Source organism: Aneurinibacillus danicus, from assembly GCF_007991215.1.
Taxonomy (GTDB): Bacteria; Bacillota; Bacilli; order Aneurinibacillales; family Aneurinibacillaceae; genus Aneurinibacillus; species Aneurinibacillus danicus.
The window spans coordinates 1-15361 of the sequence record NZ_BJXX01000145.1 but is presented as its reverse complement, the minus strand read 5'-3'; the positions used below and the strand labels follow the sequence as shown (position 1 = coordinate 15361).

16 protein-coding genes are annotated in these 15361 nt (G+C 48.2%); 7 read left to right on the top strand and 9 right to left on the bottom strand.

The features are described 5' to 3' along the window. Window positions 1-45 precede the first annotated feature (45 nt). From ADA01nite_RS15575 to ADA01nite_RS15560, 4 genes are all read right to left on the bottom strand, one after another. Complete coding sequence (locus tag ADA01nite_RS15575; RefSeq protein ID WP_146811197.1) at window positions 46-1335, bottom strand: glutathionylspermidine synthase family protein; 1290 nt, start codon at window positions 1333-1335, stop codon at window positions 46-48. After that, window positions 1336-1620, bottom strand: a complete 285-nt coding sequence (locus ADA01nite_RS15570; protein ID WP_371863567.1) for a hypothetical protein — start codon at window positions 1618-1620, stop codon at window positions 1336-1338. It abuts the gene before it with no gap. After that, entirely contained in the window at window positions 1617-2066 is a 450-nt protein-coding gene (locus tag ADA01nite_RS15565; protein WP_146811196.1) for a hypothetical protein, read from the bottom strand. Before ADA01nite_RS15565 ends, ADA01nite_RS15570 begins: the two co-directional genes overlap by 4 nt. A gap of 132 nt (window positions 2067-2198) precedes the next feature. After that, a complete protein-coding gene (locus ADA01nite_RS15560; RefSeq protein WP_146811195.1) occupies window positions 2199-3551 on the bottom strand; it encodes a TrkH family potassium uptake protein in 1353 nt (450 codons plus the stop codon). A gap of 174 nt (window positions 3552-3725) precedes the next feature. Here ADA01nite_RS15560 and ADA01nite_RS15555 point away from each other — a divergent pair, with 174 nt between their 5' ends. From ADA01nite_RS15555 to ADA01nite_RS23100, 3 genes are all read left to right on the top strand, one after another. After that, window positions 3726-4142 (top strand): polysaccharide deacetylase family protein, encoded by a 417-nt coding sequence (locus ADA01nite_RS15555; protein WP_170230316.1) that lies wholly within the window; start codon window positions 3726-3728, stop codon window positions 4140-4142. A 73-nt stretch (window positions 4143-4215) separates the two neighbouring features. After that, window positions 4216-5145 carry a DMT family transporter gene (locus tag ADA01nite_RS15550; RefSeq protein ID WP_246147366.1) on the top strand — a complete coding sequence of 310 codons (930 nt, stop codon included), beginning with the start codon at window positions 4216-4218 and terminating at the stop codon, window positions 5143-5145. A 43-nt stretch (window positions 5146-5188) separates the two neighbouring features. Next, entirely contained in the window at window positions 5189-5545 is a 357-nt protein-coding gene (locus ADA01nite_RS23100) for a DUF3993 domain-containing protein (protein ID WP_371863568.1), read from the top strand. On the opposite strand, the gene ADA01nite_RS22140 is transcribed toward ADA01nite_RS23100, so the two are convergent. Next, on the bottom strand, window positions 5499-5645 hold the full coding sequence (locus tag ADA01nite_RS22140; RefSeq protein WP_170230313.1) for a hypothetical protein: 147 nt from the start codon (window positions 5643-5645) through the stop codon (window positions 5499-5501). The two genes, ADA01nite_RS23100 and ADA01nite_RS22140, sit on opposite strands and share 47 nt — an antisense overlap. A 65-nt stretch (window positions 5646-5710) precedes the next feature. On the opposite strand from ADA01nite_RS22140, the gene ADA01nite_RS15540 reads away from it, so the two are divergent. After that, window positions 5711-7276: an S-layer homology domain-containing protein gene (locus ADA01nite_RS15540; RefSeq protein WP_146811192.1), complete on the top strand. Its 1566-nt coding sequence runs from the start codon at window positions 5711-5713 to the stop codon at window positions 7274-7276. A gap of 51 nt (window positions 7277-7327) precedes the next feature. Here ADA01nite_RS15540 and ADA01nite_RS15535 read toward each other — a convergent pair whose 3' ends face one another. Then, window positions 7328-7681 (bottom strand): glycoside hydrolase family 18 protein, encoded by a 354-nt coding sequence (locus tag ADA01nite_RS15535; protein WP_146811191.1) that lies wholly within the window; start codon window positions 7679-7681, stop codon window positions 7328-7330. A gap of 294 nt (window positions 7682-7975) precedes the next feature. Here ADA01nite_RS15535 and ADA01nite_RS15530 point away from each other — a divergent pair, with 294 nt between their 5' ends. Beyond that, on the top strand, window positions 7976-8257 hold the full coding sequence (locus ADA01nite_RS15530) for a HesB/YadR/YfhF family protein (protein WP_146811190.1): 282 nt from the start codon (window positions 7976-7978) through the stop codon (window positions 8255-8257). Here the strand turns inward: ADA01nite_RS15530 and ADA01nite_RS15525 are convergent. From ADA01nite_RS15525 to ADA01nite_RS15515, 3 genes are read right to left on the bottom strand one after another with little or no spacing between them, the layout of a single operon-like run. Beyond that, window positions 8254-10764 carry a PEP/pyruvate-binding domain-containing protein gene (locus ADA01nite_RS15525; protein ID WP_146811189.1) on the bottom strand — a complete coding sequence of 837 codons (2511 nt, stop codon included), beginning with the start codon at window positions 10762-10764 and terminating at the stop codon, window positions 8254-8256. The two genes, ADA01nite_RS15530 and ADA01nite_RS15525, sit on opposite strands and share 4 nt — an antisense overlap. Next, entirely contained in the window at window positions 10742-11650 is a 909-nt protein-coding gene (locus ADA01nite_RS15520) for a phosphatase PAP2 family protein (RefSeq protein WP_146811188.1), read from the bottom strand. The genes ADA01nite_RS15525 and ADA01nite_RS15520 overlap by 23 nt, the downstream gene beginning before the upstream one ends. Then, window positions 11647-12831 (bottom strand): 1-acyl-sn-glycerol-3-phosphate acyltransferase, encoded by a 1185-nt coding sequence (locus ADA01nite_RS15515; RefSeq protein WP_170230315.1) that lies wholly within the window; start codon window positions 12829-12831, stop codon window positions 11647-11649. Before ADA01nite_RS15515 ends, ADA01nite_RS15520 begins: the two co-directional genes overlap by 4 nt. A gap of 395 nt (window positions 12832-13226) precedes the next feature. Here ADA01nite_RS15515 and ADA01nite_RS15510 point away from each other — a divergent pair, with 395 nt between their 5' ends. Further along, window positions 13227-13904, top strand: coding sequence for a TerC family protein (locus ADA01nite_RS15510; protein WP_146811186.1), 678 nt, complete (start codon window positions 13227-13229; stop codon window positions 13902-13904). A 134-nt stretch (window positions 13905-14038) separates the two neighbouring features. Further along, the gene (locus ADA01nite_RS15505) at window positions 14039-15340 is read left to right on the top strand and encodes a copper amine oxidase N-terminal domain-containing protein (protein WP_170230314.1); all 1302 of its coding nucleotides are present in this window, start codon (window positions 14039-14041) and stop codon (window positions 15338-15340) included. Window positions 15341-15361 lie beyond the last annotated feature (21 nt).

Below are 15361 nucleotides of genomic sequence, written 5' to 3'. Positions count from 1 at the left end.
CTCTTTTCCTTCGCACCTCAACAATCGGCACCCTTCCCGTCATTTTCATGTCAGGGTTGCGGCTGAGACGCCATGGTGGTTTTGTACATCTTCTAATCCAACCGGAAGATAATAGGACAGATTCCCGGTAATTCTCCCGCCGACCCGTGCCACGATTGCGGAGGCACGGCCGCCGATTAAGAACGACCCCCATAGCAGGTATCCTGCATACGGCCCTTTGAGCGTCTCAACCGTAATGGAAGGAAGTTCAGCCATCTGTTGGTATATCATGGGCTGTTCCCAGTAAAGCTCTTCTCTATCCCGCTCTACGACTTGATTATGTATATCGTATAATGTGACGCCGCCGCCTTCCCGGCCGAAAATCGGCTTCACTGCGTATGGGGCTTTCCCGGCGAAACAGTTCTCGAAGTACGTGGGGAGCATATAGCGACCAATCGTATCCCGCTCTTCCGCCGTAAAAAATTCTCCGGCTTCATACAGACTCCAGATAAGTCCCTGCAACGCTTTCGTCTGTGCGATAAACGCGGAGGGCGGGTTGATTACCGCAAGCTTCCTGCGCGCAATAATATCAAGCACATGGGCTCCGGTCGGATAGCCGTCCGTATCCGTCTCTTCGGCAAGCTTCTCCAGAGCATGGAGGCGGTATAGTATATCGATAGGAACATGCTCTCCATCCGGTTTCAATACGCATAAGCGGTCGTTATACACACGTAAATCCTTCAAGGCTGCAAACGTCCCTGTAAGACCGGAGATGGCAAGTAAATACTTTGTCGTACCCGCGTCTTCCTCATGCCAGTCAAGCGCACTAAACACGATTGTATCCGTTGAATAGCCAAGTTCCCGGTACTTTTCAATAATCATTTGAAACGCTCTAGTAAGGTGAAGTTCCATACGGGAATTCGGATTTTTCTTTCCGAAAAACCGGCAAGCCTGCTCGTTTACATGAAACGCTTCTACGATGCCTGTCGGCGTGTCGCTATTCAACTCAAGCATTTTCCACCCTTGCGCCGTCTGTGCAAAATCGAAGCGCCCGATGACGGTCGGCACCTCTTCCCATACAGCTACGCGCAACGCCTTCCATGCTTCCCTGGGGATGCCCATCTCCGCGAGCAATTCCACGCTCGCCTGGCGCACCACCGATATCGTGCGTGTAAATACGCGGCCCAATCGCTCCGTTGCTTCCGCCAGTTCCCGTCGTTCTGTTTCCGTTATGAGGTGGATGTCAGCCAGCGCGTATTCTTCACCGTGCATCCAATCCCAGGTAAAAATACCCTCTTTGCGAAACGGGTCATACAACGCAGCGCGCCGTTCCTCATAGTTCATCTCCCGCTCCATCTAACTGCTGCTCCACCCGGAACCGCCGATACCACCTTTAGAGCCGCTGGAAATCCCGGATTTTTTCGCGAATTTCTTCTTGCCATCGCTGCCATACACGTAGGAACCGGTATGCGCTCTACCATCATCATCGCAGTAGCCGTCGTTATCCTGATCATAGCATTCATCGTCCGAAGAACATCCCGCAGGCACCGTGACGAGTGCTGCCGCCATGAACAGGCTGAGCAATTTCTTAGCGTGCCCTCTCTTGCCCGCTGTCTCCTCCATCTCCCATCCCCCTCTCACGCGGTTGGCTGCGCGTAATAGACATATACGCCCCGGTCTTCATCGATCTCCGTCGATGTTTTCTCCCACTCCCGGCCGTACAGGTACAGGAACTGGCTCTGCAAATGCAGGATAGCGTCATCATCGTCTTTAAATACATACGTACATACCACAGGATAATGCGCCGTATCTTCCTTGAATTCGCGTACCTCCATAATGATGCCGGGCTTATTGCGGGATACCGGTTTTGCCGGCTCGACTACCTTCTCGTCTTCCGCTATCTGTACATAGATAACATAACAGGATGATTCCACTGCGCATGATGTTCTTTCGTATACGACGCCTTCTTTGACGAAATAGTCGCAGGCGAAGCGAAGCGCAATTTCGTCTTTATCAATCAAATCATAATAGTACAGCACCGGAAATCCCTTTGCTTCGTCCAGTTTTCGATATTCAAGCCGGGCCATCTCTCTCCTCCTCCTCTCTTTTATTTACTCTCCTATACGAATATGCGCAAGATAAAGTTACCATTTTTACCTTTTTTGGTTATTTAGTCAGAAGAAATGGACGCCTGATAAGCGTCCATTGCCCTACGAAATTTAGCCGATGATAATCTTTTCTTCCGGATAATGAATATCCGCTCTTGACTTTCCGGAAATGAACAGGGAAAGGAACGGCATCATGCCGATACGTCCGATGTACATGAGCAGCACCAGCATAATTTTACTTACGGAAGATAGTTCGCTCGTCATCCCCGTCGATAGGCCGCACGTACCGAACGCAGAGCAAACCTCAAAGATGATAGCCGCAAGTCCAAACTTCTGTTGCTCCGCCATCTCTATGACCATTACTCCGCCCACAGCCAGAATTGAAGCGGTAGTAAAAAATACGAAGCTCTTATTGATGTCTTCCTGACGAAGCGATCGCCCAAAAATTCGAACCTCATTGCGTCCCCGGGCAAAAGTAATAATGGTGAGAATGATAACGGCCAGTGTAGTAGTCCGAATGCCTCCGCCCACACTGGACGGACTAGCCCCGATAAACATAAGAAGCGAGGTGAAAAGCTGGCTTGCCACACTCAATTCCGAAGCATCCACCGTTGTCAGTCCCGCGCTGCGTGCCGTAACAGAAAGGAACAACGAATAAAACAGTTTCTCATGCCACACCATATCCGCAAAGCGCTGCGAGTCTTCTATAATCCAGATGCCGATAGCGCCAAGCACAAGCAGAACCGCAAAGGTCAGCGTTGTAATCTTCGTATAGAGCGAGAAGCGGAACCGGGTGTGGCCGCCGAAAAAATATTCCCGCACCTCGATCAGTACAGGAAATCCAATGGCCCCGAGAATAATCAGAACCATTGTTACAATTTGTATAAAATAATCGTGCGCATACTCAATCAGCGAGTTGCCAAACAGATCAAAACCTGCATTCGTATATGTAGAAATCGAATGAAAAAGACCGTAATAAAAAGACGTACGAAGAGTGTCACAGTACCCGGCAAAATAAAAATAGAATGCGAAAATGACCGTCCCTATCGCCTCAAACAGCAGCGCCATCCCCAGCACCAGTTTCATAAGCTGAACCAGACCCGAAAGGTTATAGCGGTTCTGGTCCACCATAATAAGTCTCCGCTGTGATAAGCCGATGGGTGCTCCAAGAAGAATCCAGATTAAAGTGCTCAACGTCATAATGCCGATACCTCCCAGCTGGAAAGCAAAGAGAAGCACGCCCGCTCCAAATCCGCTAAACGTGCTTGAAGTGCTTACGGTAGTCAGCCCGGTGACACTGACCGCGCTGGTTGCCGTAAACAGCGCGTCCGCAAATGAAAGGTGTACACCCGGCTTCAGGCTTATCGGCAGCATTAGCAAGCCGGTAACCACGATAATGGCAACAAAATATGCGGTCACAATAACTTGAATGGGAGATAATTTACTATATTTTCGCAGCATCATTTCTGCTCCTTACCGATAAATATGTCAGGTTGAATGTTACGGGTTTTGGCTCCCCTTGTCAAACAACCTCGCTATCTGTCATGAGTACCCGTTGCCCATCATACATATCTAACAGAATGCTTCAATCAAGAAACGGGGGCGAGAGCCATTAAGGGCGCGATTACAGTTAGTATTGTGTTTTTTCTTATCTTTGTACTCTACGCTTCCGTCCAGGCGAATACATATCATGATACGGTGCGTCAGTTGAATGAGGTGCAGCGGGAGAACGCGAAACTTCAAACAACCAACAAAGAGCTTATCAAGGAGTTAAAAAGAATAAAACAGGATTTGGAAAAAGCAAAAAAGGCACAGGAACAAAACAAAAAGATAGCTTACCTGACTTTTGACGACGGACCTTCCGCCAATACGCCCGCCGTTCTCTCCGGCAGCAAAAATAAACAAAAAGCCATCATTCTCATGCATGATTCGCAGGTGAAAACTACGACGGTTCAAGCGCTGCCCGCCATCATTGAGGGCCTGCGCAGGCAGGGATTTTCGTTTGATGTTTTAAGCAGTCAATCATTCACCTGCCACTTTTCCCCTGCCCCTTAACCACTTTACCAATAGGAGAGACATAAAAACTGTTATATACTAGAAAAAACTTCAAAGAGTGGTGAATAAACCGATGATACGCGTCTCTCCTTATGTGCTGCTTGTGCTGGCGAATGTATTGTGGGGCGGAAACTTTGTAATTGGACGGGCCATTACGGAAAGTCTACCTCCTTATACACTCTCCTTCCTGCGCTGGTGTACGGCACTTATCGTATTCTTACCGTTCGTTTGGTCGAGCCTGCGCAAAGAATGGCCTCTGCTGCGCCCAAAAATGGCTGTTATCATTCTCATGGCATTTACAGGCATAACCGGGTTCAATACGCTTTTGTATATTGCGCTGCATTATACAACGTCCATTAACGCTTCGCTGGTCAATACGTCCACACCGATTGTCATTTATATTCTCTCGTTTTTTATTCTTCGTGAGCGTTTGAATAAAAATCAGACGATCGGCACGATTTTTTCGCTTGTTGGGGTTTTGTTTATTATTTCCAAGGGTTCTCTGGACACGCTGCTTGCGTTCTCATTTAATCTCGGCGATCTGCTTGTTATCGCCGCCCTCATATGCTGGAGTATTTACTCCATTCTGGTAAAACGGTATACGGATATTCTGCCTGGTTACAGTACATTTTTCGTTTGTATCCTGATCGGTATCGCAATCCTGTTTCCTTTTTCCATGTATGAAATATTCGTTGCCCAAATTCCGGTTGTATGGTCGACCGGCTCCGTACTAACAGTGCTTTATACCGGTATATTTGCTTCCATTGTGGCATTTATCTCCTGGAACTCGGCCGTTTCCCAGGTAGGGGCAGGAAAAGCCGGTATTTTCCTTAATCTCATTCCCGTGTTTGCATCCATTTTTGCAATTCTGTTCATCGGGGAGCACGTAGCGTGGTACCAGACGATCGGTGGCTTATTCGTCGTGCTCGGCGTCTATATTTCCACGCGAATCGTGAATGTAACCAAAAATAATCCGCTATCACAAAACGAAAACGCCGGATAAGATAAATGGGACCTGACATACTTTGTCGAATCTAGTAGAATATATGCAGGTAGTAAGTAATACAAACGCAACTTATTATGATACGAAACTGGCAGAAAGGAATTTTTCGCTCACGACCATGAAAAAAAGATGCAGATGGATATTGTCAGGTTGTCTCGTTCTGCTGTTTTCCGTTGTTTTTGGCACCGGCGTGGAGGCGTCGAAAGAAACCGCACTGCTGCATAAAGAACAGGCTTTCTCCATCATGAAAAAAAGCGCGGTAGTTCAACCCAAATTGGTAGGCCCCATTTCAAAGAAAAAGATATATGACGCACTTCTTCCTTACTTCACGAAAAACTATATCGAAGCATTCATCAAAGAGAACTTTTTGGAGACCGAAAAAGGGTTGATAAGAAAGTAAAAACCGGTCGAATGACGACCGGTTTTTCCCGCTCTATATCAGAAAGCCTTCCTTCTTTTCTAAATGGAGAAAAGAAAGAGACATTCGCCTTTTTCCACATTGAAATCATCCTCCTCATCTCCGATAAATAGAGAAGAAAAATTTTTCTAAAAAGGAGTGAAAGAATTGCGCAAACCTATCATCGGCTTGCTTGTCTTCCTTATGCTTCTCCTGCCTGCTGTGTCACATGCGGATATGCGTGAGGAAGATGGTTCCTTTTATTTTTATAGTCCGAACTCTGGATTTATTATTAAATTGATCACGCCGCAGGAACGAAATATCACCACAAATATCATTGACCGCATCGATTTCGAACTATGGTGGTATGATCAAAAAAATGAATATCATAAAAGAGACCCCATCAACTATGCCAGAAGGGTAAATCCACATGATGTGAATGTATTTTACACTAATAAAAATGCAATGAGCCAAAACAAGGACATTCTTTTGGACCGCTCTTCTTCTCTGTATACTATCCGAGACTACGAAACAAAATTATCGGCTAGCGGAGACGTCAAAATTCCGATTAAAATTAAGAATCTTGTCGCGCCAACCGGTCCGAATAATCATTATCCCGGCGTGTATAATGGCGAAACAAATGTCCAGATATCTATAGATTTACGATATTTTCATAATGACAAAGACGGTGGCAAATTCTATACCAGCTTTAAAACCGGGAAGGTTAAAATGTTTGCCGACCGACTGATCCTGGACTTTCCCAAGGATACCTACGTGCACAATACAAGCATGAGCACGCTTTTACCTGAACAGGATATTCTGGTGCAGGTCAACCAGCGCCCAGCCAGTACACAAGAATATATGTTTATCAGCCAAAGTTATACTATCACTGATAAATATGAAAGAAACGATACAAAGCCAAGCCAATCAGGAAACATTACACTTAAATATGATGCCGATGTGGCACCGGAAGTAGCTATGCATAATATTTCTGTCGTGCAGAGGAAAGACAACAAATGGATACCGATCGGCGGGGTCGTGGACAGTAAAGGCCAAACGGTGACGGCACCTATTGATGAATTCGGTGAATATGCCGCCGCTATTACCTATAAAACATACAAGCTTGATAACTTGAATAACTGGGCCAAACCGTATGTGCTTGCCCTTGCTTACAAAGGCGTTATCCAGCCGGATATCTACCTGTTTGACGGACGCCTGCTAGAAGATTTGGATGCGGAGATTACGCGGTTTGATTTCATTATGATGCTTGCCCGGGCCAAGGGGCTAAAGCCGATTTCGTATACCGGCTATTTTACCGATGTAAATAACGCTACATATGGCAAAGCCAGACGGGGATACGATGGAACCGGCTATTTGATGAGCGCCATTAAAAACGGATTTGTCCAGGGTGAAACATCGAACGTTTTTGGAAACGTTCTGGAACCGGAACGGCCGCTCACACGGGAAGAAGCTGCCGTATTCATGGCACGCGCAATGAATCTGAAAATCCCGACATACTCAAATTTGGATAAGGTGAAAGAAAAATTGTCGCAGACATACTATGACGCTCCGCTCATCTCGGACTGGGCGGTGCCTTACGTGGATATGGTGACAAAAGAAAAGCTGATGCAGGGCAATCTGAATTACTTTAAACCGCGCCAGAAACTTACTGTAGCGGAAGCCAGCACGCTTGTCTACAATATGATGGACAAAATGAAACTTTTCGGAAAATAATAGAATGAGGGCAGCATATATACGCTGCCCTCATATTTTTTCTTCTATAATCTAGTATCTTGTCTTGATAGCACTGCGAAGCATATTCCACACCGGGGCAGAGTTGATGCCAAGACGCCAGATGGCAATTCCATTCAGACTCTCCCGCTTGGCTACACCTACTTTTGCAAGCAGTGTTTGCGGTGTTTTATAAGCGGTCATAATGCCCGGTACCAGTTTCTCCTTAGGCACCATCTTCTTTGCTTCGCGAACCGCGGCGGTAACTTTATCGATGGGTTCAGGTTTTTTCACGGTTTGCGGATTGTATTCATACGCCATGATTACGATTCGATCAGCCAACATACCAAGCGCTTTATAATCGTACGCCTGATAAGAACTATTTGGTGGATGCAAGCTTAGCGTCAATCCAATTCCGCTGCCTGCGCTGGTGCAGCGGTAAAACTCCCACCGACCAGCATCGTGCAGGCCAAAAAATATACTATGATTTTTTTCATTGTAGCCTCCTATTTCCCCTATGAAATCATATCTTTATATTTAATAGAAAAAGCCCGGTATAATAGACTCACCAAAAAAATTTAGAAAGATTCTAATACCTCAAAAAACAGGCGCACAATCTGCTATCCACATCAAAACGCGGTGAAGAACCCGGAATGTGATACAATAAAATAAGATCGCCGAAAGATATAAGGAGGTATACGCATGAAACTTACGATTGACCCTAATGCTATAGCATGGTTCCGCAAAGAAATGGACATCGAACCCGGGGACGCCGTCCGCTTCTTCGTCCGCCTTGGCGGATGCAGCACCGTGCAGAGCGGATTCTCGCTCGGCGTCGCCAAAGAACAGCCAAAAGAAATCGGCGTCTCGACCATAGAAGACGGCGTAACCTTCTATATCGAAAAAGAAGACGCCTGGTATCTCAATAATTCAGAGTTAACCGTTACGTACAATACAGAACGGGATGAGATCGAATTCCATTAAGAAGCCGGTGTTCGCGTCTGGACGGAGGTTCTATGTACGTGCCCCCTTCTGCCGTCCAGACGAACCCGCTCACCCGTCTTGAATCGTTTAAGCGCCCCCCTTACGCACATGACCGCCGGAATACCGACCTCCCGTGCCGTAACGGCTCCATGTGACAGCGGACCTCCGGACTCGGTAATAAGCCCTTTTGCTTTATAGAACAACGGCGTCCAGGCGGGATTGGTCGTGCGCGCAACAAGTATCGCCTGGTCCGGCATATTTGCGAAGTCTTCCGGCCCACGCACGACATAAATGACTCCCTCGCATTCCCCGGGACTGCCCGGAATGCCGCGCAGCAGTCCTTCGCTCTCTTCCCCGTCGTTTTCCCCTGTAGGCATACCTTCCCCTTCCTTCGTTAAATCCCACGCCGGTTCCTGTTCGTATGCGCGCAGATAGGCTTCCTTGCGAAGTGCAATTTTTTCCCGCATTTCTGTGGACAGCTCAAACGAATCAATCGACTCTAGCTCTTCTTTTACCAGGAAAAACAAATCGTACGGATCGGTCAGTTGTCCTGCATTTACTAATTTGGTTCCGAGCGCTCCCACCGCCCTGCGCGCCAACAAATTCACACGCGTAGTCTGGAAGTGCTCAAGGTCATCAATATACGTATAGGTAAGCGTCAGCCGTACCAGCTCATTCACGAAATAACGCAGCGGCTTAGGCGACAGCTCGAGCAGCTCCTGTGTCGCTTTCAAGCTAACCATCTTGCCCAGCTTTTCCTTTTTCCCGGCTTTTTCCTGCTTGCCGGACGTAGCTGCCAGATGGATTAAATCGAGGACGACCTCCGGCGCTTCCGCCCAGGTAGGCTTATAATAATCGAAGCTGATTTCCCTGTGCCCGTAGTTGTCGATAAAAGAGCGGAAGGAAGCCGCAAAATCGGGGAAACAGTCCAGCCCGGCAAGCGCCCGCTTTCCTCCTTCAGCAAGCAGGGACATAAGCTCCGGCGTCCGCTTGGCTTCCTTTGCCAATTCGTACAGCTCCCGGTTAATCTGCCCGGTCTTCGTCCCGGAAGCGGTAATAATCTGCTTCAGCATCGTCTGCGCCTCGTATAAGTCCCCTTTCACCGCCGCGATATACTCAAACAATGTCCGCGTCAGGAAACCCTGTGTCATGGAAATTGCGATATTCGGAAGGAAATATTCTTTTGCTGTACTAAATAACTCCTTAAAATAGCGCTGGAAATCAGGAGCGGAAAATCCGTCAAACGATACGGCGCCAAGCTTGCCGACACGGATTAGATAAGTATCCAGGTCCCGCATCCATGCGTTCGGCAGCTCCATCACCCAGCGGAACTTCTCTTCAATAAACGTCAATTCATCGACAAGTGTATCCACTGTCCGCAGTTCGATGGGCTTGTTCAGAGCAAGCAGCCTGACAGCGTTCTGATTGCCATACACGTAGCAATTTCGCAATGCGAACCAGGGACGCGTAGGCAGATGTACGTTCATCAGCCGTAAAGAGTGTTCAAGTGAAGCATTGAACGCATCTTCTACGTATGACCAGGTAAGAGGCGTAAGCGGCTCGGGAAAACGTTCCGCTGATTCATCCCTCGTAAACCGGGGTGGAATCGTGGTTTGCGGCCGGGCTTGAAGGATATACAGCCGTCCATCGGCATAGGCCCACTCTATGTCCTGCGGCGTCTGAAACTCACGCTCAATCTTTTTTGCCACACCTGCGATCTCCAGTATTTGTTCATCGGAGAGGCAGGGAGTTTCCCGGTATTCCGGCGGCAGCAACCGTGTCTTAACACCTCGCTCGGCCGGTACGACATAGTATTCCTTCTCACTAACCCGACGCTCCACAATCCTGCCCTGCGACGTATCAACCACCCAGGAGTCGGTTACCGCTTCTCCGCCTACAACCGACTCGCCCACCCCATAATTGCCTTCGACAAGCACATAATCGAGATTGCCGCTTACCGGGTCAACGGAGAACGCCACACCTGCCGTCTCCGCCGCAATCATGCGCTGAATGACAACCGCCATCGATGCCCCTTCCTGGGAAAAGCCCTGGTAGCGGCGGTAAAGCACGGCATGCTTTTGCCAAAGAGAAGCAAAGCATTCCCGCACCTTTTCCGCCACCTCGTCCGCGGTCACATTAAGAAACGTCTCATGCTGCCCGGCAAACGCAGCGCCTGCCAAATCTTCATAAGTAGAGGAAGAACGCACCGCATAACGGGTCTCTGCCGGGAAACGGTGTAGATGCTCTCTCAGTTCACTCGCAAAAGCTTCCGGCAACGGCATACTGCTAACTTTCTCTGCCATCTCCTCGCACTGCTCCCCCAGTTTCGCCTCATCTTCATACGTGAATGCAGGCGGTGCCGGGTAATTTTCCCGGTAGAAAGAAGCGCCGACAACCACTCCTTCCGGAACGTTAAAACCGAACGCCGTCAGCTGTTTGAGATGATGTCCTTTCCCCCCGTCTTCTTCAATATTTAACAAACGTTCAAATCCGGTAATGTAGGTCATACCTCTCCGTCCTCTCCATTTTATTTTTGTAGACCGATTTCGCCAGATGGTAAGAAACGATGCTGAAGAAGGCGCCGACCAGCAAATCGATAAAATAGTGGTAGCGCAGATAAACGGTAGAAAGCACAATAAACACAAAAGGCAAAAGATACACGTAAAATACGCGCCGATGATTGGCATAGTAGAACATCAACAGAAACAAGCCCACGCCAACATGCAGGCTCGGGAATACATCATACCTGGCCGAACCCGCTTTGACGATTTCCCGGTTCCAATCTGTAAAGAAATAGCCGGTCAAATCCTGCGTATAGGCAGAAGCAAAATGAACGAACGGACCTTCACCGGGAAGCAGCGTATATCCGGTAATTCCGATTCCATACAGGGTAAAGAGTCCTGCGCACAGCAGACAAAACTTATCCAGCGAGCCCCAGAACCCGTAAGCGATAAATGTGGAAAACAAAGCCACGAGGAAAGAAAAGTAGCCGATACTCATCATCTCGGTGAGCGGTTGGCTATACCAGCTCTGCATAAGGATACTCAAATCGCCGCCCACAAGCATGCGGTCTATCCCGGCCAGCAATCCGTCAACCGGTTTCATCCCCCAAATGGGAATGATCTCTTTGATGCTTGTGAAAGCAAAATTCATCATGATGATATTCCAAACAAGCCGAAACCGGTTGACGATGGGTGAAAGCGAACGCTGTCCGTAATGGATAAGAAACCCGTACACGCCCAACACGGCGATATACATGACAAACCATTTTCCGAAATGGCCTGCAACCGCCAACCGGATAAGAATCTGAAGAAAAAGCGCCCCCATAAAATACTCATGGAGCAAAATCCGCCGAAAATAAAACGGTGCCAGATGATGAACCTTTATGTTCATTTCATAAACCCCTCACAAAACAAGAGAATCGCCTGCCGTTCTTCATATGATCGGTTACGCCCTCTCACTCCGGCGCGCCGCCAGACATCCAACAGCCAGCATCCAACACCGGTTAATCCCGCATAACCGATGAGCAGCCAGCCTGCCATAGATAACGGGCAAAATAGCAGAGCCACTAGTATGTATATGACCCATTGGAGCACAAAAAGCGGAGTCCCGACTAAAATTCTCCATAAAGCAATTACATTCCTGTCGTCCGCCATTTTCCTAGCCGCCGCATATCCGCCCGCAAGCGGGAGCATATTTAACATAAGCGCCAGCAATATAAACGGGGACAACAGCCAATAGACTGCCGCAGAAGCCCAGCCACCTCTCCGCGCTGCCAGCGGTGCGCCCTGATAGCGCGCAGAGTCTGCGGCTTGATATAGGCGAAGAAATTCGCCCCTCTTCTCTTCCGGAATCTTTCGCTCTGCCCACATACGGCACAAGACGAGATGCGACCTATCCGTAACCCCATGGTACCGGAGCATCGTAGCGAACGCTTCGCCAATCCGCTGGTCCTGTTCATTCGCGAAATTCTCGGCGATCTCCATAAGGCTTTGCCTGATGGTTTCGGTCAACTCCGTCAAATTACGCGCCTCATCTTTAGTGACACGTACAGGTTGGCCGACATGAATTTCTGCCGCACTGCGAAAGCGCCAGCCTTCCTCGTAATGCAAACCGAGTGGAACAATCGTCAGTTCGCTGTCTTCTCCCGCTTCTTCGAGAAGCATGCGGCAGATAAGGGCTGCACCTTTCTTAATAGGGAGCAGAGATGGTCCGAGCTTGCTTGTGCCTTCCGGGAAAATAAGAACCGGCTCGCCACGCCGCATCACGCTGGCCGCTTCTCGCATCCTCTCCCGGTTCCATGCCCTCTGTTCTGCTGTCTCCGCCCTGCGGTATACTTCGATTTGGCCACCGAAAAACAGGCGCAGGAACCAGGAACCCGTTAGATTCCTTCCGACAATCGCGCGGCATGCAGGCAGCGCTTTCAATAACACGTATCCGTCGATTGCTCCGTTCCGATGATTGCTGACAAACAGCGTCATTCCTGAAACGGGAATACGCTCTCTTCCATACACACGAATATCACAAAAATAAAAAAGCGCCAGCAGCAGGCGAAATCGATTTAACCACCGCAAATCAGATACTCCCCTCCTCTCCATTTTTCTTTTTAAAAATATGAAATATTACTAATGGTGTTTTCCAATATAACACAGAACGGATAGAAAATAATTATTTTATCTGGAATTTTTTGTGCAAAAAAATGGAGAAACATAGAAAATTTAGATATTGACCGGAAATATATTCTGCTTTATCATAAAGATAACAAAAGATTCTCCAAAGGGGAGTAGCTATACAGCAAAGTCGTCATTCCGAGACCTGTGTCTCCGGCTTTGTTGGCAACATGACTGTTGTTAGCAAGACCTTTGCCGATTCGGGTAAAGGTCTTTTTGATTTGTTTGAGACCTTTATCCAACCGGGTAAAGGTCTTTTGCTTTGGTCAAAATATCGAATATAAAGGGGCTGATGATGCATGGAATTTTTCTCGATGGAATTCTTTTCCGCACTGCTTGCAATATTGGTGATAGACCTGGTACTTGCCGGCGATAATGCAATTGTCATCGGTATGGCTGCGCGCCGCTTGCCGAAAGAACAGCAGAAGAAAGTCATCATTTGGGGAACGGTCGGAGCCATTGTGATTCGCATGATCGCTACACTGATCGTGGTCTGGCTGCTGGAAATCCCCGGGTTGCTGCTGATCGGCGGATTTCTGCTTGTCTGGATTGCGTACAAATTGCTGACGGAAGAAAAAAGTCACGATCACATTAAAGCGGAAGAAAGCCTGTGGGCCGCAATTCGCACCATTATCATCGCAGATGCGGTCATGGGACTCGATAACGTGCTGGCAGTAGCAGGAGCGGCACACGGCAGCTTCCTTCTCGTAGCGCTTGGCCTCCTGATCAGTGTTCCGATTGTTGTCTGGGGAAGCACGCTGATTATCGGCTGGCTCGAACGCTTTCCATCCTTGATTTATGTCGGGGCAGGCGTACTTGCGTGGACGGCAGCAAAAATGATTGTCGATGAACCGTTTATTGCCGGCTATTTCGCTGAAAATCCCATAGTGAAATGGAGCTTTACCATCGTACTCATCGCAGGCGTACTTCTTGCAGGAAGACGCAAAAAACGGCAAAAAGCGGCAACCAACTCCTAAATTGAATATGGGCGTCGGCATACATGTCGGCGCCTACATTATTTCCACCCCTTGCCAAAGAACGGCTTTGCCTATACACTCGGGGAAAAGAATCATTTCCTTATATTTTTTGTACCAGGAAAGGAGTCATACGTATGAAACGAACGATTGCTTTTGTGCTGGTTCTCCTGACTTCTTTGTTTTCGCTTACTCCTATAGGACTCGCCGATTCCCCCGTGACCTCTACCCCGTTCTCCGAAGCGTATCAGGACATCGACCTCGTACGGTACGCCGCAGAGCAAGGCACCATGGATAAGAAACTCGCCGCATACCTTGCTTCCGTAAAAAACCCGATTGATGTAAAGGCCTCTATCATCAATGCGCTTTCCTGGAACACGGAAGGAAAGACCAACGCCGACATCTATGCTTCGCTCATCTACAAAAAGCCTGTAAAATCGCTCGACACAACTATGCTTAGCGGCGAAGAGCTTTTTGTGGTAGGCTATTTATTGCTGATGGATGATTATTTTCATCCGCTCAAAGCCCTTCCGTATCTTGAGAAAGCCAGGCAGAAAAAACCGAACAGCTTTACTATCGCCATCATTCACGCCATTGCCAGAGCCCAGCAGGGCTTTAACTGCGATGTGCAGAAAAACATCGATAACATTATGCACAATCCCAAACTAACACGCGAACTGCGGCAGGATGCAATCAAAATCATCACCGACTATCTCGATTTATACAAATCCGATATATGCGAAGAAAAACCGACAATACCGCCCCCGGTTACCGTTACGGCCACACTGAAAAACAATGCGGTTCAGCTTACCTGGACGCACAGCCAGCGCCAGGATAAACTCGATGGCTATTATGTATACCGGCAGCAAAGCGGCGAAGAAAGCACCAAAATCCCGCTTACCGATTTTCCGATACTGAAGAATACGTACACTGATGCAAACATTGAGAACGGTGCTACATACACCTATACCGTTCAGGCGATTTACAGCGATGGCATGAAGACACCCATGTCCAAGCCTGTCAGCATCCGAGCTGGCACGTCTGAAAAAACCAAAACCATCATTCTGCAAATCGGAAACAAATACATGACCGTAAATGGCGCAAAAAAAGAAATCGATCCCGGACGCTCCACGGTTCCAGTCACCAGGAACGGGCGCACCTTGCTGCCGATCCGGGCATTAATTGAGGAAATGGGCGGAGAAGTTGAGTGGGATGCCCATCAGGAGAAGATTTCAATTTATGCGCGGGGCACGCGGATAGAGCTGTGGTTAAACGAGAAAACAATAATGGTTAACGGATTACGGCATACCATTGATGTGCCGCCCCAGCTAATCAAAACCAGGACAATGGTTCCGCTCCGCTTCATCACGGAACAGCTGGATTGTGATGTGGAATGGGACGGGAAAACCCAAAAAGTAACCATTCATCTGGCACCTTAGCTTAGGAGAAGGAAAAGAGAG